A 19,264-nucleotide genomic window follows, 5' to 3' on the forward strand; every position below is an offset into this window, starting at 1 on the left:
AATATTACCTTGCGCCTATATAATTACAAAGCATAAAATTTAGCCCGTGAAAGTCTGTATTGCCGAGAAACCTAGTGTAGCCCGTGAAATTGCTTCTGTTTTAGGAGCCAATACAAAGCATGATGGTTATTTTGAAGGCAACGGCTATGCTGTTACCTACACGTTTGGGCATTTATGCACTTTAATGGAACCCAATGACTACAAACCTCATTGGAAAAGCTGGGACCTGAATAACCTTCCTATGCTGCCGGAGAAGTTTAAAACTAAAGTGGTTTCCAATTCCGGGATTCAAAAACAATTCAAAATTGTAAAAAAACTGTTCGACCAAGCCGATGTAGTCATAAATTGTGGCGATGCCGGCCAAGAGGGAGAATTGATACAGCGTTGGGTGTTGGACCAAGCTAACTACAAAGGTGAAGTACAACGCTTATGGATTTCGTCTTTGACCACGGAAGCAATCAAAGAAGGTTTTGACAACTTAAAACCTTCTACGCTATATGACAACCTATATTACGCAGGCTTTTCTAGGGCTATTGGAGATTGGCTTTTAGGAATGAATGCCACAAGACTCTACACCCTAAAACACGGGGGCTACAAACAAGTGCTTTCTATTGGGCGGGTGCAAACCCCTACCCTTGCCATGGTAGTAAACCGCTTCAAGGAAATTGAAAACTTCAAACCACAACCTTATTGGGAATTACAAACCCTTTATAGGGAAACGCTCTTTAGTTATGAAGAGGGCCGGTTCCTTAAGATGGAAGAGGGAGAAGCTTTAGCCAACAAGGTGAAAGAGGATGAATTTGAAATAGAATCCATCACTAAAAAGAAGGGAAAGGAATATGCCCCCAAACTTTTCGATTTAACAGGGCTCCAGGTTTATTGCAACACCAAATTTGGTTTTTCGGCAGAAGAAACGCTTAAAATTGTTCAGCGTTTATATGAAATGAAAGTCGTTACCTACCCAAGGGTAGACACCACCTTCTTACCAACAGATATTTACCCAAAGGTGCCCGGCATCCTTCAAAAACTGACTAATTACAGCTCTTTGGTTCAACCCCTGCTGGGTAAGAAAATAAAGAAATCCAGCAAGGTGTTTAACGATAAAAAAGTTACCGATCACCATGCAATTATCCCCACAGGGATACAAAGCCAATTGCAATATAACCAACAACAGGTATATGACATTATAACAAGACGCTTTATCGCGGTTTTTTATGATGAATGTGAGGTTTCCAATACCACAGTAATAGGGAAAGCCGCTGAAGTAAACTTTAAAACCACTGGAAAGGAGATTTTAAAAAAAGGGTGGCGTGTTGTTTTTGAAAATCCGGATAAACCAGAAAAAGAATCAGGGATTCTTCCAGTATTTACCAAAGGCGAAAAAGGACCACATGAACCTTCTTTTTTAGAAAAGCAAACCAAGCCACCTAACCAATACACGGAAGCAACATTGCTTCGAGCTATGGAAACTGCCGGCAAACAGGTAGATGATGATGAGATGCGGGAATTAATGAAAGAAAATGGTATTGGACGTCCGTCTACCCGGGCAAACATCATTGAAACCTTATTTAAAAGGCAGTACATTAAAAGAAACAAGAAACAGATATTACCTACGGTAACGGGAATTGCACTGATAGATATTATTCAAAATGAATTATTAAAATCGGCAGAACTTACGGGTCTATGGGAAAGACAGCTGAAAGACATTGAAAAGGGAAGCTATAGCGCCAGCCTATTCATTAAAAACATGAAGCGCATGGTTGATGAATTGGTTTATGAAGTTAGAAGCGAAACCAGGCGTGCCAATCTGTCTCAAGCTGCAGTTGCCAAACAACGCGAGGTAAAAGCCGTCAACAAAAAAAAGGCTGGCATTACAGCTGAATCTTGCCCTAAATGTGAAAAAGGACAACTTATCAAAGGAAAATCAGCCTATGGTTGCAGCAATTACAAATCTGGCTGTAAGCTTGTATTGCCATTTAAAGTTCACGGAAAAACTATCTCGGAAAAGCAGTTTATCAGATTACTTAAAAAAGGGTCGACTGTCAATTTAAAAGGCTTTAAAACCGATGCCGGAACCGTAGAAGGATTACTACGTTTTGACGATAACTTCAATTTGATATTGGAACCCAAAAAGACAAAGAAAAAGGAAGTTCCCGAAGTTCTAACTTGCCCAAAATGTAAAAAAGGCACAATCCTAAAAGGTAAAACGGCTTACGGATGTAGTGCTCACAAAGAAGGATGTGATTTTAGGATTTCCTACGAAGATATTAGAAATAAAGCTAAGGGACAGCAGCTTACCAAAGAGTTGGTTTTTAAAATTATAAATGAGTCAGTCTAAAGAAAAACATAAACACTTCAAAATCTATAAACCCTTTGGATATCTAAGTCAGTTCATGAGTAATGCCAAGCATGAACAAAAGAAAAAATTCCTTGGGGAACTATATGAATTTCCTGAAGACATAATGGCTATTGGACGCTTAGACAAAAACTCAGAAGGATTACTGCTTTTAACTACAGACGGCCAATTGAGTTACGATATTTGCAGTTCAAAAATTGATAAGGAGTATTACGTGCAGGTTGATGGATTGATTAATCAAGAAGCCATTAACAAGCTACAAAAGGGTGTTGAAATTGGTTTTAAAGGCATTAAATATATTACCAAACCTTGTGATGTAACTTTATTGCAGACGCCTCCAAATTTACCAGACCCTATACAAAAAATAAGAGATGACAGGCACGGCCCTACTTCTTGGATTTCTGTAATAATTAATGAAGGAAAGTATCGTCAAGTGAGAAAAATGACTTCTGCAGTTGGTTTCCCTACGCTGCGCTTGGTAAGAGTTCGTGTTGGGAATTATACTATTGACAACATGCAACCAGGCGACGTAGTTCCCACGGAAGTATCTGTTTAAAAAGAGGGTATTAAGGAGTTTCTTTTATTACAATAATACTGGCTTTTACCCCTGTTAGCAAATTCCACTCTTTTGCAGATACCAAAGTTCCATTATCATCGAACACTTTGAACTCGGCTGTATTTGGACCAGATTGCCCTTGATTTAAGGCCAAAAACACTATTCTATTAAAGCCTTCTACCAAAGGGATGTCAAAGGACTTATAATTAGAGGTCAATACTAATCTAGGCACTACAATTTCATCATTTACAAACACGCGCACCATATCTCCGTCCGGATACTCATGGTCCCGACACATGATATTTACAAATTTTCCGTTGCTCTTATAATCTCCCAAAAATTGGTCGGACATCGCTTCAGGCTTAATACCCGTATCTGCCGCAGCTTTATTCCAACGTTGTTCATAAATGGTTCCTGGATTGATAAGGGTACTATTGTCAATCATAGAAAATTCATTCTTCATTTCCCTAATTTCAACCTTACTTTTCAAAGGAATACCATTGATATTATCATCTGTTTTGGTAAGTGACGGACTATCGGAACTTGGTTTAATTTTTAATTCTGAAGGTATCGTATCCTTTTCCTTGGTTTCTTTAGCAGGAATCTTAATGGATCTATTCTCCTTTTTATCCCCTACTTGCGCATAGGTTTGAGAATAGGCCACAAACAGAAAAGCAATTAAAAACAGAATTCTTGGATTGATCATAAATCTAAATATTTCTTTATCTCTTGACAGAAATCAAAGACTATACCTTTTTGCCGAAATTAAGATGTTTTCGTTTAAAAAAAATTAAACTTTAGTTAAAACTTTCCATTAAAACTCAGTCGTAGCTTTCGGTTATACTCCTCGTGCAACCAATCTTTATAATTATCGGTACAATTCATAATACAGTAGGAATATTGCTTAATACGATAGGCAATATCGTCCTGAAGGTGCTTTATGAGAGAACGAGCTTCATAAACATCTTTACTGCTATTTATACACATTTGTGAATGTTGCTGGATGGAACGCTCAATGGCCACAATCGACTTCTGCCCTTCTTTTACCGCCTTTTGGTATTCAGCTTTCATATCAAAATCAAAGCTTTTAACACCCTTAAATTTTTGTTTGATGAGTTCTGGCATGGTATACACAAAGTCCCGCTCTATATCTTCATCATTTCTAATATTCTCCAAATACAAATCTGGATACTTAAAAATATGTTGCCAATCTACCCGCTGGTCCCAAGGGCCAAACCTGATGATATTGTTCCCTAGATCCAATACTAAGAAATCCTTTTTATTGCCAAGTACCCTTGATCCCCTTCCTATCATCTGAAAGTATAACGTCAATGATCGCGTAGCTCGATTCAAAATAACCGATTCTACAGTAGGCTCATCAAATCCGGTCGTTAAAATACTTACTGAGGTTAAAATACCATCTGGTGTATTTTTAAACCATTTTAAGATATCCTTTCGTTCTTGCTTTGAAGCCGTATTGTCCAGGTGTCTTATATTTTGATACCCTGCCCGTTTAAAAGAATAATATACTTCTTTTGAAGTATTGATACCATTGTTAAAAATCAAGGTCTTTTTTCCTTTAGACATTTCTTCGTAGGCATACAACAGCTTACTCTGCATTATTGAATTGGTATACAGTGCTTCGGAAGATTTAACGGTATAGTCGCCATTTACACCTATTTTAAGCGTGCTCAGCTCTACATCGTAATTATAAATTTCAGCCTTGGCCAAAAACCCATTTTTTATTAATGTTGAAATATCATCCCCTACAATAAGTTCATCATAATTATCCTTCATAGGAAGTTTAATATTGGAACTCAATGGTGTTGCCGTTACCCCAAGGATAAAACAATCCTTGAAAAACTTAAATAATTTTCGAAATGAATTGTAATGCGCCTCATCTATAATGACCAATCCAATATCCTCCAACTTCAGTTTTTCGTCATTTAGTCTATTATTAAGGGTCTCAACCATCGCCACAAAACAGCTAAATTCATCTTGGTCATGAAGCTCCTTAACCTTACTGTTAATCACCTTATTATGAACACCAAATCCAGAGAGCATTCTAGAGGTTTGCTTACACAACTCAATGCGGTGTGTTAAAATAACCACCTTCTTTTGATGGTGCTGTATATAGCGTCTCACTATTTCAGAAAAAATAACCGTCTTCCCTCCTCCTGTTGGCAGTTGATACAACAAGTTATAATTATCAGACTGGGTTTCAATCACATCAAAAATCCGATTGAGATCTGCCAATTGATAATCGTATAAACGTTTCTTGTTTCTCTGTTCCTGGGTGAGTTGTAGAGTTTGAGACATAGACATAATTCCTAGAAAAAATTCTAGTAAAGTTAAGATTTTACATGATTTAAAGGAATAGTTGTTAAAAACATTTGAAAAAAATAGGGAGGCTTTAAAACCTCCCTTAAAATTTGTTGTAATCCAAAATTAAGAAACCTCAATGCGTTTCGCAGGCTTCTGTTTTGCTTCATCCCGTTTAGGCAAGTTAACTTCCAAAATACCATCTTGATAAGTAGCCTTTATATTTTCTGGCTCTACAGCATCTGGCAGAGTAAATGTTCTTTTAAAGGAAGAATACCCAAATTCACGTCTTGTATAATGGTCATTTTTTTCTTCATCCAGAGTTTTGACTTCAGAGGAAATAGTTAGAATTTTATTTTCCACATTTATATCAAAATCAGATTTCTTCATTCCCGGAATCGCCAATTCCAAATGGAAAGCTTCATTAGTTTCCTTTATGTTTACTGCTGGTGCCGTAATACCTGTATTAAAATTAGACAAAAATTCTGTACCAAAATTATGGTCAAATAGATTGTCAACCCAAGATGAAAAACTTGGCAATGTTGCAACGCTTCTTTTGTTGGAAGTTGTTTTACCTGGTTTAGGCATTGTTACTAAAGTACTCATGTTGTTCATATTTTAAGTTAAACAAAAATTCATTTAATAATAAACAAAACAAGTACCAAAGCAGCTTTTATGTTAAAAAACTGACATTTCTACATTTGAAAAAGTCAATTTGTCGCCTTTAAGCCACATAAACGACTCCAAAACAACACTTTGACTGTTAAAATCTGTTAAAAACCATAACTTCAACACTTTTAGCGTAACAAATTTAAATTGTGGGCGTCTATTAAGTAAATCATCAATCATTAAAAACGAACAATCATGAGAACTTTAAACACAAATCAATTATCGGAAACCTTAAACGGAAGTAAAAGCAATTCTTGGCACAACAAGAGACGATTTAGAATAACATTCTAAAAGCGAAAAGAAAAATTACCAATTACATCATCAATCATCAACCAACAGATATCAATCATTAAAAATTAAAGCTATGAAAGCGTTATCTAAAATTATTGACAGTACTCACAGTCGAGAAGATGATTTGGAAACGTTGAAGTGACAACAAAATTTTCATCAATCAATCATCAGGAAAATCAGCATAAATCTATTATTTATGCTGATTTTCTTTTTTAACAAAATTTTGTGGTATCGTTTTTGTGAAGGGTTCATTAAACCATAAATCCTTGACACATGAAAACTTCACGACACGTCGCACCCCAAGTAAATGCTGGCTCCATGGCCGACATAGCGTTTTTATTGCTTATCTTCTTTTTGGTTACTACCACCATTTCTATGGATTCAGGTTTAAGTAGAAAACTTCCGCCACATTGCCCTCCAAATACGGATTGCAATGCAGATATTAAGGAAAGGAACCTTCTTAGAATAATGATAAACGCAAACAATGAAATTCTGGTGAACGAGAAATTAGTTGCCATTCAAGACTTAAAGCAGGTTGCCACCAACTTTATAGATAACAATGGCGCAAACACTTGCGACTACTGCCATGGAAAATCCGAAAATACATCTTCAGAAACCCCACAAAAAGCAGTTATTTCCTTACAAACAGCAGCTAAAACAAATTATGAATTTTACATTGAAGTTCAGGATGAAATCACAAAAGCTTATTATGATTTAAGACAAACCTACGCACGGGAAATTCTAAAAAAGCCCAGTAATAATTTATCAGAAAAAGACCTCAAGGAAGTAAAAGCGGCCTATCCGTTTTTTTTATCTGAAGCTCAGACGGAATAGAATCTTGCTTAACCTCTACCTGATATTTGATTTTCACCTTTTTTCGCCCCCAATTTCTAGCAGAATCCACATCCACCCCCATATAGATATCAATTCTGTTGGACCAACGGGTGTGCATTTTGTCCTTTACCAAAAACAAATCATCAAACCCTTCAATCATTACTGGGGTATTGTGTTTAAGCCCCTTTTTCAGTAAATCTCTGGACACTGCTATATATTTTAATCCAGGCTTTAAACTATCACCAAAAGCTGTAATATGCGGATTGGAATTGGTCTGACTTTCCAGAGAATTGTATGCTGTCGCCGTAACCTTCAACGTTTTCCACTCATGTGTTTTGGGTGGATCAACTTCCTTTTTACAAGATATTGCAAACACCAAAAACAGAGCACCCAAAACTTTTATAATACTAGTGTTGGATAGCATAATTTAAATTTTCAACAATGAACTTTTCAACTTAATAAGCAATCAATTCCTTTAGAGCCTCTTCAAACCTAGCTTTAGCCAAATATTGATTTTCCAATTGGGAAATAAATGGAATTGGGGTTTCCAAACTAGCCACACGCTTTACAGGCGCATCCAAAGCCTCAAAACACGCCTCCATAATCATTGCCGATAAATCGCTGGCAATTCCTCCAAACAAGGAATCTTCCTGCAAAATAATCACTCGCCCTGTTTTTTTCACCGAAGCAAACACAGTCTCTATATCTAAAGGTTGTAACGTTCTTAAGTCTATTAAATCAGCCTTAATATTCGGGTTGCTTTCTAAAGTCTCCAAGGCCCAATGTACCGCCGCTCCATAACTAATGATAGTAACATCCAATCCTTCTTTCAGCACAGCAGCCTTCCCTAATGGCAATGTAAAATAATTAGTAGGAACGTCCTGTTTCACGCTTCTATACAAAGCTTTGTGCTCAAAAAACAGAACCGGATTGGGATCGTTTATCGCTGTTGCCAATAAGCCTTTGGCATCATACGGAAACGCTGGATACACCACTTTTAACCCTGGTGTTTTAGTAAACCATGCCTCATTGGTTTGCGAGTGAAATGGACCTGCTGCAACCCCCGCTCCACAAGGCATTCTCACAACAACATCGGCCTGTTGTCCCCAACGGTAATGCGATTTGGCCAAATAATTGACAATTGGATTGAAACCGGAACTCACAAAATCAGCAAACTGCATTTCTACAACAGCCTTCATTCCTGCTATTGATAACCCCATCCCTACTTCCACAATGGCCGATTCGCAAATCGGTGTATTTCTAACACGCTCCTTTCCAAACGCTTCCACAAAGCCTTCCGTGATTTTAAACACACCTCCATACTCCGCAATGTCCTGGCCCATAATCACCAAATCATTATGGCGTTCCATAGATTGTTTTAAGCCTTCAGCAACCGCATCGACAAAACGAATTTCAGCAACCTCTAAACCGGCTGCAACATCTTCATATTTAAAATCTTTATAGACATCTCCTAATTCTTTTTGAACATTAGGTTCTATAGGCAATTCGTCATATGCCTTTTGCAAATGTTCATTGATTTCTTCTATAATACTTTCTCTAGCAGCAGTAATTTGCTTTTCGGTAATGACATTGGTTTCCTTTAAGTATATTTCAAAATTGCTCAAAGGGTCTTTTGCGGCCCATTCATCCATTAATTTTTGTGGAACATATTTGGTTCCACTAGCCTCCTCATGACCACGCATTCTAAAGGTTTTGAACTCAATAAGAATTGGACGCGGGCGTTTACGGATACTTTCAGCCAATTTGGAAACTTTGGTATACACCTCAAGAATATTGTTTCCATCTATAATGAAAGATTCCATACCATAGCCTTTTCCCCTATCAGCAATATCCTTGCAGTTATACTGCTCATTCGTAGGTGTTGAAAGGCCATAACCATTGTTCTCTACACAAAAAATAACAGGCAGTTGCCACACCGAAGCCACATTAAGGGCTTCGTGAAAATCTCCTTCACTGGTCCCTCCTTCTCCTGTAAATACGGCAGTAACCTGTTTTTTCTTTTTCAGTAAACTTGACAACGCAATACCATCGGCCACTCCCAATTGAGGTCCCAAATGAGAAATCATCCCCACTATATTATACTCTTGTGTACCAAAATGAAAAGAGCGATCTCGACCATTGGTAAAGCCGCTGGCTTTTCCTTGCCATTGATTAAATAAACGATGTAACGGAATATCTCTAGACGTAAACACCCCTAGATTTCTATGCATTGGCAATATATATTCATCCTTTTGCAACGCCATAGTAACACCCACAGAAATAGCTTCCTGACCAATGCCCGAAAACCATTTTGAAATTTTACCCTGACGCAATAAAATCAGCATTTTTTCCTCTATCAAACGCGGTTTAAGCATCTGCTTGTAGAGTTGGATTAATTTTTTAGAATCCAAATTCTTTTTATCGTAAATAATGTTGCTTTTTATGGATGTTAGCATATTGATGTTGTTTCTTCTCTCAGCCAAATTTAATCAAAAAAAATATCCACCTTTCTGAAACCTATTTTTTTTTACTCGTGGCCATTTCCTCTAATTTTTAGCGAGGTTTTCGTTATTTTTGTATTATTACAATACGAAAAAACCTTAATAATGAACGCAATACCAAGTGTTGACCTTCAGGATTTTATTTCAGAAGACCCAATTAGAAAACAAAAATTCGTGGATGAAATAGGAAAAGCTTATGAAAATATAGGATTTGTTGCCCTTAAAGGTCATTTCTTGGACGATAAGTTAGTGGAGTCTCTTTATTCCGAAGTAAAACTTTTTTTCGAGTTGCCTTTGGATATAAAGCAGAAATATGAAATTCCTGGAATTGGAGGACAACGTGGCTATGTTTCCTTTGGAAAAGAAAGTGCCAAAGGCAGAAAAGAAGGCGATTTGAAAGAGTTTTGGCATTTTGGTCAATATGTGGAAGACAACCCCAAATTGGCCGAAACATACCCCAACAATGTTACCGTTGAGGAAGTTCCTGAATTCAATGTAGTTGGAAAAGAAGCTTACAAGATGCTGGAGAAAACCGCCAAATACGTATTGCGAGCACTAGCCCTTAGATTAGGGCTTGAGGAAACCTATTTTGACGATTATATCCACAATGGCAATTCCATTTTAAGACCTATCCACTACCCGCCCATAGTAGAAGAACCAAAGGACGCCGTGAGAGCTGCTGCGCATGGGGACATCAATTTAATTACATTGTTAATGGGCGCCCAAGGTCGAGGCCTTCAGGTACAAAATCATAAAGGCGAATGGATTGATGCCATAGCCCAACCTGACGAACTAATGATCAATGTGGGAGACATGCTATCAAGACATACCAATAATAAACTAAAATCTACTATTCACCGTGTGGTGAATCCTCCAAAAGAACTTTGGGGAACGTCTCGTTATTCCATTCCATTTTTTATGCATCCCGTTTCCGAAATGAAATTGGATGTTTTGGATACTTGTGTGGACGAAGAACACCCTAAATTATATGAAGATACCACTGCTGGAGAATTCCTTCACGAACGTCTAGTAGAATTAGGACTCATTAAACAATAATTACTTTATGGATTTACAGGATCAATTAAAAAACCTTTTCCCAGATCACACACCTGAACCTGAAACCGAAACTGCCTCCCCAGAAAATGATATCTGGATGCAGGACGACCCCATTATTTGCAAATACGAAAAGCGTAAAGGAAAACCTATTACTATCCTTGAAGGCTATACGGGTGCTACCGAAGATTTTAAACTCTTGGCCAAAGAACTCAAAACCAAACTTAGTGTTGGAGGCAGTTTTAAAGACGATAAAATTATCATTCAAGGAGATTACAGAGATAAAATCATGCAAATCCTAAAAGAAAAAGGGTTTGCCGTAAAACGTGTAGGAGGATAATATTATGGAGACGCTTCACATTACAAATGGTGGACAACTCACCAAAAAACTGCTCGAGCACGACATTACTGGCGATATCCTCACTTGGGACGAAATGCTTTGTGAAGGTCCTACCACCCAAGATATAGACTCTAAGGAATTTGTTCAATTACGAAAAGAATTCTTTAGAGACATATACGACTTGGAATTTGATGAAAAGAAATTCTATATAGACATCAACAAACTTAACCAGCCGGAAAACTATTCGGAAATCATCTTGTGGTTTGAATACGATTTGTTTTGCCACATCAATCTTATTGCGGTACTGAGTCTTATTCTTCAAAAAAAAATGAACCTTCCGCTCTACCTTGTATGTAGTGGCCGCGTAGAAGGTGAAAAAAATCTTAAGGGATTGTCTGAACTTACTCAAGACCAACTTTTTGAACATTATGACTCAAGAGTCAAACTTAAAGATTTCGATATTAATCTAGGAGATACTTTATGGAGCATCTATTGTGGAAAAGACCACAATCTGCTAAAACCATTTATCACCACCAATTCTTCATTTGAATATTTGAGTAATTGCCTCAAAGCTCATTTGGAGCGTTTTCCCGATTCTAAAAGTGGGTTAAGTGTACTAGAACAAAATATCTTGATTATTGTTCGGGATAACACTATCAAGTCTAGACATCATCTTTTAGGCTATATTTTGAATTACCAAGGGTATTATGGATTTGGAGACATTCAAATTAACCGATTGATCGAACATTTATCAATGTTTTTTGATGAAAAGGAAAGCGGTATTTCCCTTAACCGCAAAGGCCATGAAGCTATTTTGAACCAATATAATTTTGCTATGGACATTAACAACAATATTTGGTATGGCGGAGTAAATAGATTGGATTTTCAATTTAGTAAACAGGAGAACAAACTCATCAAAACTCCCATAAATGCCCTTTAAAGCTTCTGAACTTATTTTAAACCCTGATGGTTCCGTTTACCATTTAAATTTATTGCCAGAAAACGTCGCCACAACCATAATACTTGTGGGTGACCCAGATCGCGTTGACCAGGTAACACAACAGTTTGATGTCATTGAATTCAAAAAAAGAAAGCGGGAATTTCATACGCAAACCGGCACATATAAAAACAAGCGTATCACGGTTATCTCCACAGGTATTGGCACCGATAATATTGATATTGTTCTTAATGAACTGGATGCTTTGGTTAACATTGATTTTTCCAAAAAAGATATCAAAGAAAACCTTACTTCATTAGAAATCGTTAGAATTGGGACTTCGGGATCCATACAAAAACATATTCCTGTAGACAGTTTTGTTATCAGCAAACAAGCCATAGGTTTTGATAATCTTTTGACGTTTTATAATACAACGGGAATAAGCCTTTTGGATGATGTTTCTGAAAGCTTTGTCAAACACAGCAATTGGTCTAAAGACAAATCAAAACCCTATGTTATAGAATGCAGCAACTCTTTGTATGAACGCTTACAATCAGGCACAACCATTGATGGTTTTACAGGCACAAATGTTGGCTTTTATGGCCCACAGGGAAGAATATTACGATTAAGCATTGAAGATCGAGATTTGAACAGTAAATTAGCAACCTTTAAGCATGATGGATTATCGATTACCAATTTAGAAATGGAAACTTCTGCTATCTATGGGTTATCGAGCTTATTGAATCACAAGGCAGTTTCTATGAACGCCATTATTGCAAATAGAGCAACGGGTGAATTCAGTAACAATCCTAAAGAAACTATAAAACGCTTAATACGTTATACTTTAGATAAATTAACGGAGAATTAAAGATGAAAACCGTAAAAATAGGAGGCGTACCAGAACATTTCAATTTGGCATGGTACCTAACTTTAAAAAAAGGAGAATATAAAGATGTTGGCATCAACCTAAGATGGAAAGATTATTTTGGTGGTACTGGCGAAATGTGCAATGCCTTGCGGGAAGGAGAAATTGATTTGGCCGTTATTTTAACCGAAGGCATCATAAAGGATATCATTGAAGGAAACCCCAGCAAAATAGTGCAAACCTTTGTAGCCTCTCCCCTAATTTGGGGTATTCATGTAGCCCAAAATTCAAAATATAAAACTATTGAAGACCTCAAAGGCTCCAAAGCAGCCATTAGCCGTTTTGGTTCAGGCTCCCACTTAATGGCCTATATCAACGCTCAGGACAATGGCTGGGACACCGCAAAGGATCTAGATTTTGAAGTAATTGACAACTTGGATGGCGCCATCAAAGGACTTACCAACGGGGCTGCTGACTACTTTATGTGGGAGAAATTTACCACAAAACCCATTGTAGACAACGGTACTTTTAGACGTGTGGGTAATTGCCCAACCCCTTGGCCTTGTTTTGTAATTGCGGTAAGAAATGAATTTTTGGAAGCAAACCAAGAAACGGTTAAAACTATTTTGGACATCATCAATAATACCACTAAAGACTTCAAAGACATTCCAAATATAGACCAAACTATTTCCAAACGATATGATCAAAAATTAGAAGATGTTCAGGAATGGCTAAGCTTAACCGAATGGTCTCAAAGCAATTTGGATAAGAATACCGTTGAAGTGGTTCAAAATAAATTATTGGATCTTAATATCATTGATTCCAAATTGGATTATGATGCGCTTGTAGAAAATGTTAATTAAAAGTTAACAGTATTTTCTTTATTAAACATTAGGTGCTTTCTCAGATTAATGTGTTAATTTTACGTAACCAAAAATCACCCAACCAACCTATGTTTTTTACCATTGTTTATATTTTAGCGTTTTTAGTGGCCGTAAATTTTGCCTTGCTTTTCTTCAGCTGTAATAAAACCACAAAAAAAGAACCAACTCAAAAGCACAAACCTGTACAATTAAAAAAAGAACCTACCACTCAATCGGTTCCTTCCCATTTGTCTCGAGCAGCAAGTTAGTTTTACTGAAGTGTTTATTACCAAACCAATACCCTCTATTGGCGCTTAAAGGAGATGGATGCCCCGATGTTAATACGTGATGTTTGGATTGGTCTATAAGCTTGACTTTCTTTTTGGCATAGCCTCCCCAAAGTAAAAACACGACCCCCTCTCTTTCCTCACTGATATGTTTTATAATTTGGTCTGTAAAAGTTTCCCAACCTTTATTTTGATGACTTCCTGCTTGATGGGCTCTCACCGTTAATGTAGCGTTTAGAAGCAAAACCCCTTGTTGGGCCCAACGTTCCAAATTACCAGAAACGGGATAAGGTTTTCCCAAATCACTTTCAATCTCTTTAAAAATATTGATCAAGGATGGTGGATGAGCTACCCCATCTGTAACCGAAAAACACAAACCATTGGCTTGTTTTGGCCCGTGATATGGATCTTGACCTATAATTACAACTTTGGTCTTGTCCAAAGGGCACCATTCAAAAGCAGAGAAAATCTTATTTTCAGGAGGATAGCAAGTATGTTTATTATATTCATCTTTAACAAACTCGCTTAGATTTTCAAAATAAGATTTATTAAACTCATCCTTTAAAGATGCTTTCCAAGTAGGTTCTAATTGTAAGTCCATTTGTATTTTGTTGAATTTAGGGGAGCATTCTCCTATTTTTCCTTTGGTTCCAAATCTAAAAACTCCACTATTTTACGGTTGACCGTCTCTGCTTGATCGATAGATAAAAAATGGCCTGCATTCGGAATGATTTCAGCAGCAATATTAGAAATATTTTCTTTAGCAACCTCCAAACTCTTTTCATTATTTATTAAATCATCGTCACCAATTAATACCAAAACAGGCATGCCTAAAGTATTGAGTTCGGTTTTGGAATAAGGTTTCATTTCGACCATAAATTTATTGATGGTATCCATTTGACTTCCCAAAAGATATTGATCTTTGTACTTTCTATCGATCTTCTTCACATTTGCTGACATAGATTCCAAAACATCCTCTAAACGCTTTTGGTCTGGAGATAAGGCATAAATGATATTTTTCAACAAACCTGTACTTGGCGATATCCACTTAAAGGTTTGAGCAGGGCTCAACAATACCATTTTCTTTATCCTTGTATTATCATGTAGAGCTATTGCTACCGATAGCCAACCACCTCTTGAAGCTCCAATTATACTAAACTGATCAAGTTTTAACTTTTCAAATATTTCAAAATACCAAGACACCACAGCCTCAATATTTTCCACTTCTCCAACCAAATCAGACTTTCCTGGTTCTATCAACAAATCAATAGCAAACACCCGATGTTTTCTAGACAAGGCCTTAGCATTGGGATACCAACTGGTGGAACTAGCATTCATGCCATGCAATAAAATAATAGGCTCTCCATTTTCAGGACCACTTACAAGCACATGAGCCGTACCAAAAGTAGTAGGAATGTAAAGTTCCTCGTAGTCTGTTCCCCATAAACTTAACGTTTTATCATAAGCTTCAAAATAAGGACGCTGTACATCGCTTACATCCAACACATATGGCGGTATTTTTGCAAACTCATCGTAGTCATTTATACTGCTTCGGCATTGCATAAACAACAGCGCTACCAAGAGTCCCCAATAAAACGTTTTAACTTTCATTATTTCAATTGTTATTCTCAAATCTAAACATTTAAAATTCAATTATGGCGAAAATAAATCACGATCAGGCATACGGTTGCTTTTAAAACATAATACGTAACTTTGCATTCTTATAAAATTTAGATAGTTTCGTCTGCCCTTAATATTGCAGAAGCTCCATGATAAGCATTCATAAAAAAACATTACAGGACATAGAGTTTAATGTTGTACTCTCTCAGGTATCTGAACATTGCATTACAGAATTAGGTAAAGCTGACGCCTTACAAATTGTGCCGTCTCCAGATCGAGAAACCTTACTATTAGAATTAGGCTTTACAAACGAATACCTTTCATCTTTTTATAATGAAAATAGAATTCCAAATCATGGTTTCGACTCCATTGCAAAAGAATTAAAGTTTTTAAATTTAGAAGGCGCATTTTTGGATCCTTATGGTTTCAAAAAAATTGTGAATATCTCTGTAACCACAAACGAAATCTTGACCTTCCTGAAAAAGTTTGAAGAGTATTACCCGAGCCTTAGTAAAAATGCAGCCTCTATTGAAATCACTAAAATCCTAATTGATAAAATAAATACAATTATTGATCGATTTGGTGACATTAAGGACAGTGCCAGTGACCAGCTTCACGCAATCAGACAAGCTATTAATTTGGTTAGGGGAAAGATAAACCAAAGTTTTGTTACCGCTCTAAACGCCTATTCCAGCCAAGATTACTTGGATGACATTAGAGAAAGCGTTATTGAAAACAAGCGTGTTTTAGCGGTTAAGGCTATGTACCGCAGAAAGGTTAAAGGCAGTATTTTAGGTACCAGCAAAACAGGAAGTATTATCTACATCCAACCTGAGGCCACATTTCAACATGTTAGAGAACTTAACAATCTTGAGTTTGATGAAAAAGAGGAAATAGAACGCATTTTAAAATCGCTTACAGAATTTACCAGACCCTTTGCCAATCTATTAAGCCAATACCAAACATTTCTTGTAAAAATGGACGTTGTGTATGCAAAAGCAAAATACGCCCAATCCATGAACGCCGTTTTACCAGAAATTAACGATACAAAAGTCTACAATGTCAAAGATGCCTTTCACCCTTTATTACTGCTATCTAATAACAAAAAAGGCTTAAAAACATTTCCGCAAAGTATTGAATTGAATCCAGAAAACAGGATTATTGTGATTTCTGGGCCAAATGCCGGGGGTAAAAGTATTACGCTTAAAACCATTGGTATCCTTCAAGCAATGCTACAAAGCGGAATGCTTATTCCTGTACACGAGCGTAGCTCCGTTTGCCTGTTTGACAGAATACTAACGGATATTGGAGACAACCAATCCATAGAAAACCATTTAAGCACTTACAGCTACCGCTTAAAACAAATGAATTACTTCCTCAAAAAATGCAACAAAAACACCTTGTTTTTGATTGATGAATTTGGAACCGGAAGTGATCCAGAATTGGGAGGAGCATTAGCCGAAACCTTCTTGGAGGAATTCTACCACCGGGAAGCTTATGGTATCATAACTACCCACTACTCCAACTTAAAAATATTGGCCAATGAATTGCCATACATGCAAAACGCCAATATGATGTTTGATGAAAGAAGTTTGGAACCCATGTTTAAACTGGTTTTAGGGCAAGCAGGTAGCTCCTTTACTTTTGAAGTAGCTCAAAAAAATGGCATTCCCTACAGTTTAATCAACAGAGCAAAGAAAAAAATTGAACGTGGCAAAGTAAGATTCGACCAAACTATAGCCAAACTTCAAAAAGAGCGGTCAAAGCTAGAAAAAACAGAACGATCCCTAAAAGTCAATGAACAGAAAAAGCTGAATGAAGCTGAAAGACTTGAGGAAATCAATACCAGAATTCAGAAAAAACTAGAAAGTTATCAAGAACTTTACGATAGCAACCAACGACTAATCTACTTGGGCCAAAAGGTAAACGAATTGTCTGAAGCCTATTTTGAAAACAAAAAGAAGCGTGTTCTTATGGACGAATTGTTTAAATTGGTTCAAATAGAAAACTCGAAGCGCAAAAAGGTTTCTGCCAAAAAGAAAAAGGCCATAAAAGCAAAAGAGCAAAAAGTTAATCAAGAGGTCGAAAAGAAGGTGGAAGAAATCCGACAAAAGAAAAAAGAAGAAAAACAAAAGGCTGCCAAACAACCAGCCAAGCCAAAAGTGATTTTAAAAGTTGGTGACCGTGTTAGAATGGAAGATGGTAAAGCTGTTGGCAGTATTGATAAGATCGAAAAAAACAAGGCTACCGTTAATTATGGCATTTTTACAACAAGTGTAAATATTGACCAGCTAGAACTTGTTCAAAGAAAAAAATGACAACACTGCCCAAAAATAAAGAATTGATTTTGTTTGATGGTGTCTGCAATTTATGCAATACCTCCATCCAATACGTGATTAAACATGATAAACAGAATCGGTTTATGTTTGCGGCCTTACAAAGCGATATTGGTAAATCCATAATAGAAAAACACGGTATTGACACCGCTAAAATAGACTCTATTTTACTGCACACTCCTAGTCAAAAAATATATTACAAATCTACAGCTGCTCTTAAAATTGCTTCAAAGCTGGGCTTTCCAACAACCCTATTGGCTGTCTTTTTAATTGTTCCTTCCTTTATAAGAAATTGGGTTTACGATATCATAGCTAAAAACCGCTACAAATGGTTTGGCAAACAAGACTCCTGCATGATTCCTACACCAGAACTCACTTCAAAGTTTCTCAGTTAGAAAATAACGAGGTTAATAAAATTCGGACATTAAGCCTTTACACACCTGATTATTAAAATTTTATTGTAATTTTAATACACCGTGTAATTTGAATTACGGCGAAACCTAAACCACATTATTAATCCATTATTTTAGTCTCTTATGAAAAATACCTTAAAAATTTCTTACGTATTAATGCTGTTAATTGTAGTTACAAGTTGCTCCAGCAGTATCAAAGTATTGGATTCTTGGAAATCTGACAGCGTAACACAAATTAAGGACAACAATATTTTGGTTATTGCCAGAACAGCCAACAATCAGGCGCGTATAGCTTTTGAACGTGATATCGCAGATAAATTAATTAGTAATGGCACAAAGGCCACCCCAAGCTATTCCGTACTGCCCACCTCCTTTAAAGTGGAAGAAAAGCACACGGAAGAGGAACTTGAAAATTTTAAAAATTTCCTGAAAAATGAAGGCTACAATGGGGTTGTTTTAACAGTTATTAAAGACTTTCAAGAGTCCTCAAAAACCTATACCGATGGCGGCTACTATGCGGGCGCTGCTTACCCAAATTACTACCCAGGGTATTACGGAGGTTTTTACGGCTACTACATGCACCCTATGTCTTACTCCACCTATGGCAGCTATGTCCCAATGACTTCGACTACAGTTACTCAAAAAACATTCATTTTGGAAACCGTTGCCTATGATTTAGATCAACCAGATGGCAAACAATTGGTAGCTGTAGTAACCACCAAAATAGAAGATCCCCAAAGCGTCACTAAGAACGCCGAACAGTACACGGAAGAAATAGCCAAAGCACTTAAATAAAGTAGAGGTTATAGTCACTCCAATTAATAAAAAAGGTCTTGATGTTTATCAAGACCTTTTTTAACAATTAACAACTAATTAAAAACTAATTTAACTCTATAAATTACTTTATAAATAATGCTTAAAACCAACCTCTTGAGAAATAAGGCATTACTTTTTAACCATTTTAAAATTACACAATCATCCTCTTTTTGGTTAAAAATATCGTTTAGTGGCAAAAAAAATT

18 protein-coding genes are annotated in these 19,264 nt (G+C 36.7%); 11 read left to right on the forward strand and 7 right to left on the reverse strand.

Translation table 11 applies throughout. The features are described 5' to 3' along the window. Window positions 1–46 precede the first annotated feature (46 nt). Window positions 47–2,338 (forward strand): type IA DNA topoisomerase, encoded by a 2,292-nt coding sequence (locus RBH95_RS09365; RefSeq protein WP_307899326.1) that lies wholly within the window; start codon window positions 47–49, stop codon window positions 2,336–2,338. Beyond that, entirely contained in the window at window positions 2,325–2,912 is a 588-nt protein-coding gene (locus RBH95_RS09370; RefSeq protein ID WP_307899327.1) for a pseudouridine synthase, read from the forward strand. Before RBH95_RS09365 ends, RBH95_RS09370 begins: the two co-directional genes overlap by 14 nt. Window positions 2,913–2,922: 10 nt before the next feature. Here RBH95_RS09370 and RBH95_RS09375 read toward each other — a convergent pair whose 3' ends face one another. The 3 genes from RBH95_RS09375 to RBH95_RS09385 form a co-directional block, all read right to left on the reverse strand. Next, a complete protein-coding gene (locus RBH95_RS09375; RefSeq protein ID WP_307899328.1) occupies window positions 2,923–3,618 on the reverse strand; it encodes a hypothetical protein in 696 nt (231 codons plus the stop codon). Between the two features lie 95 nt (window positions 3,619–3,713). After that, a complete protein-coding gene (locus RBH95_RS09380; protein ID WP_307899329.1) occupies window positions 3,714–5,237 on the reverse strand; it encodes a DEAD/DEAH box helicase in 1,524 nt (507 codons plus the stop codon). A gap of 123 nt (window positions 5,238–5,360) precedes the next feature. Then, a complete protein-coding gene (locus RBH95_RS09385; RefSeq protein ID WP_307899330.1) occupies window positions 5,361–5,840 on the reverse strand; it encodes an Hsp20/alpha crystallin family protein in 480 nt (159 codons plus the stop codon). 627 nt (window positions 5,841–6,467) lie between these two features. Between RBH95_RS09385 and RBH95_RS09390 the strand changes: the two genes are divergently transcribed. Beyond that, window positions 6,468–7,028 (forward strand): biopolymer transporter ExbD, encoded by a 561-nt coding sequence (locus RBH95_RS09390; RefSeq protein WP_307899331.1) that lies wholly within the window; start codon window positions 6,468–6,470, stop codon window positions 7,026–7,028. On the opposite strand, the gene RBH95_RS09395 is transcribed toward RBH95_RS09390, so the two are convergent. Next, complete coding sequence (locus RBH95_RS09395) at window positions 6,973–7,452, reverse strand: 3D domain-containing protein (protein WP_307899332.1); 480 nt, start codon at window positions 7,450–7,452, stop codon at window positions 6,973–6,975. The two genes, RBH95_RS09390 and RBH95_RS09395, sit on opposite strands and share 56 nt — an antisense overlap. Window positions 7,453–7,483: 31 nt before the next feature. Then, window positions 7,484–9,484, reverse strand: coding sequence for a dehydrogenase E1 component subunit alpha/beta (locus tag RBH95_RS09400; protein ID WP_307899333.1), 2,001 nt, complete (start codon window positions 9,482–9,484; stop codon window positions 7,484–7,486). A 150-nt stretch (window positions 9,485–9,634) separates the two neighbouring features. Here RBH95_RS09400 and RBH95_RS09405 point away from each other — a divergent pair, with 150 nt between their 5' ends. Genes RBH95_RS09405 through RBH95_RS09425 form a run of 5 tightly spaced genes read left to right on the forward strand, consistent with a single transcriptional unit; the run spans window position 9,635 to window position 13,587 of the window. After that, window positions 9,635–10,585 (forward strand): isopenicillin N synthase family oxygenase, encoded by a 951-nt coding sequence (locus tag RBH95_RS09405; RefSeq protein ID WP_307899334.1) that lies wholly within the window; start codon window positions 9,635–9,637, stop codon window positions 10,583–10,585. A gap of 7 nt (window positions 10,586–10,592) precedes the next feature. Beyond that, window positions 10,593–10,922 (forward strand): translation initiation factor, encoded by a 330-nt coding sequence (locus RBH95_RS09410; protein WP_307899335.1) that lies wholly within the window; start codon window positions 10,593–10,595, stop codon window positions 10,920–10,922. Between the two features lie 4 nt (window positions 10,923–10,926). Next, window positions 10,927–11,862 (forward strand): DUF1835 domain-containing protein, encoded by a 936-nt coding sequence (locus RBH95_RS09415; protein WP_307899336.1) that lies wholly within the window; start codon window positions 10,927–10,929, stop codon window positions 11,860–11,862. Continuing rightward, the gene (locus RBH95_RS09420; protein ID WP_307899337.1) at window positions 11,852–12,727 is read left to right on the forward strand and encodes a nucleoside phosphorylase; all 876 of its coding nucleotides are present in this window, start codon (window positions 11,852–11,854) and stop codon (window positions 12,725–12,727) included. The genes RBH95_RS09415 and RBH95_RS09420 overlap by 11 nt, the downstream gene beginning before the upstream one ends. A 2-nt stretch (window positions 12,728–12,729) precedes the next feature. Next, window positions 12,730–13,587, forward strand: a complete 858-nt coding sequence (locus RBH95_RS09425; RefSeq protein ID WP_307899338.1) for a substrate-binding domain-containing protein — start codon at window positions 12,730–12,732, stop codon at window positions 13,585–13,587. A 222-nt stretch (window positions 13,588–13,809) separates the two neighbouring features. Here RBH95_RS09425 and ung read toward each other — a convergent pair whose 3' ends face one another. Beyond that, on the reverse strand, window positions 13,810–14,475 hold the full coding sequence (ung, locus tag RBH95_RS09430) for a uracil-DNA glycosylase (RefSeq protein WP_307899339.1): 666 nt from the start codon (window positions 14,473–14,475) through the stop codon (window positions 13,810–13,812). A gap of 32 nt (window positions 14,476–14,507) precedes the next feature. Then, window positions 14,508–15,485 carry an alpha/beta fold hydrolase gene (locus tag RBH95_RS09435; RefSeq protein ID WP_307899340.1) on the reverse strand — a complete coding sequence of 326 codons (978 nt, stop codon included), beginning with the start codon at window positions 15,483–15,485 and terminating at the stop codon, window positions 14,508–14,510. A gap of 158 nt (window positions 15,486–15,643) precedes the next feature. On the opposite strand from RBH95_RS09435, the gene RBH95_RS09440 reads away from it, so the two are divergent. The 3 genes from RBH95_RS09440 to RBH95_RS09450 all read left to right on the forward strand — a co-directional run bounded on the left by RBH95_RS09440 (window position 15,644) and on the right by RBH95_RS09450 (window position 19,038). Beyond that, the gene (locus tag RBH95_RS09440) at window positions 15,644–17,812 is read left to right on the forward strand and encodes a DNA mismatch repair protein MutS (RefSeq protein WP_307899341.1); all 2,169 of its coding nucleotides are present in this window, start codon (window positions 15,644–15,646) and stop codon (window positions 17,810–17,812) included. Next, the gene (locus RBH95_RS09445) at window positions 17,809–18,225 is read left to right on the forward strand and encodes a thiol-disulfide oxidoreductase DCC family protein (protein ID WP_307899342.1); all 417 of its coding nucleotides are present in this window, start codon (window positions 17,809–17,811) and stop codon (window positions 18,223–18,225) included. The genes RBH95_RS09440 and RBH95_RS09445 overlap by 4 nt, the downstream gene beginning before the upstream one ends. Before the next feature lie 141 nt (window positions 18,226–18,366). After that, window positions 18,367–19,038, forward strand: coding sequence for a hypothetical protein (locus RBH95_RS09450; protein WP_307899343.1), 672 nt, complete (start codon window positions 18,367–18,369; stop codon window positions 19,036–19,038). The last annotated feature ends 226 nt before the right edge of the window (window positions 19,039–19,264 follow it).

The sequence above is a fragment of the Mangrovimonas sp. YM274 genome (assembly GCF_030908385.1).
Lineage (GTDB): Bacteria > Bacteroidota > Bacteroidia > Flavobacteriales > Flavobacteriaceae > Mangrovimonas_A.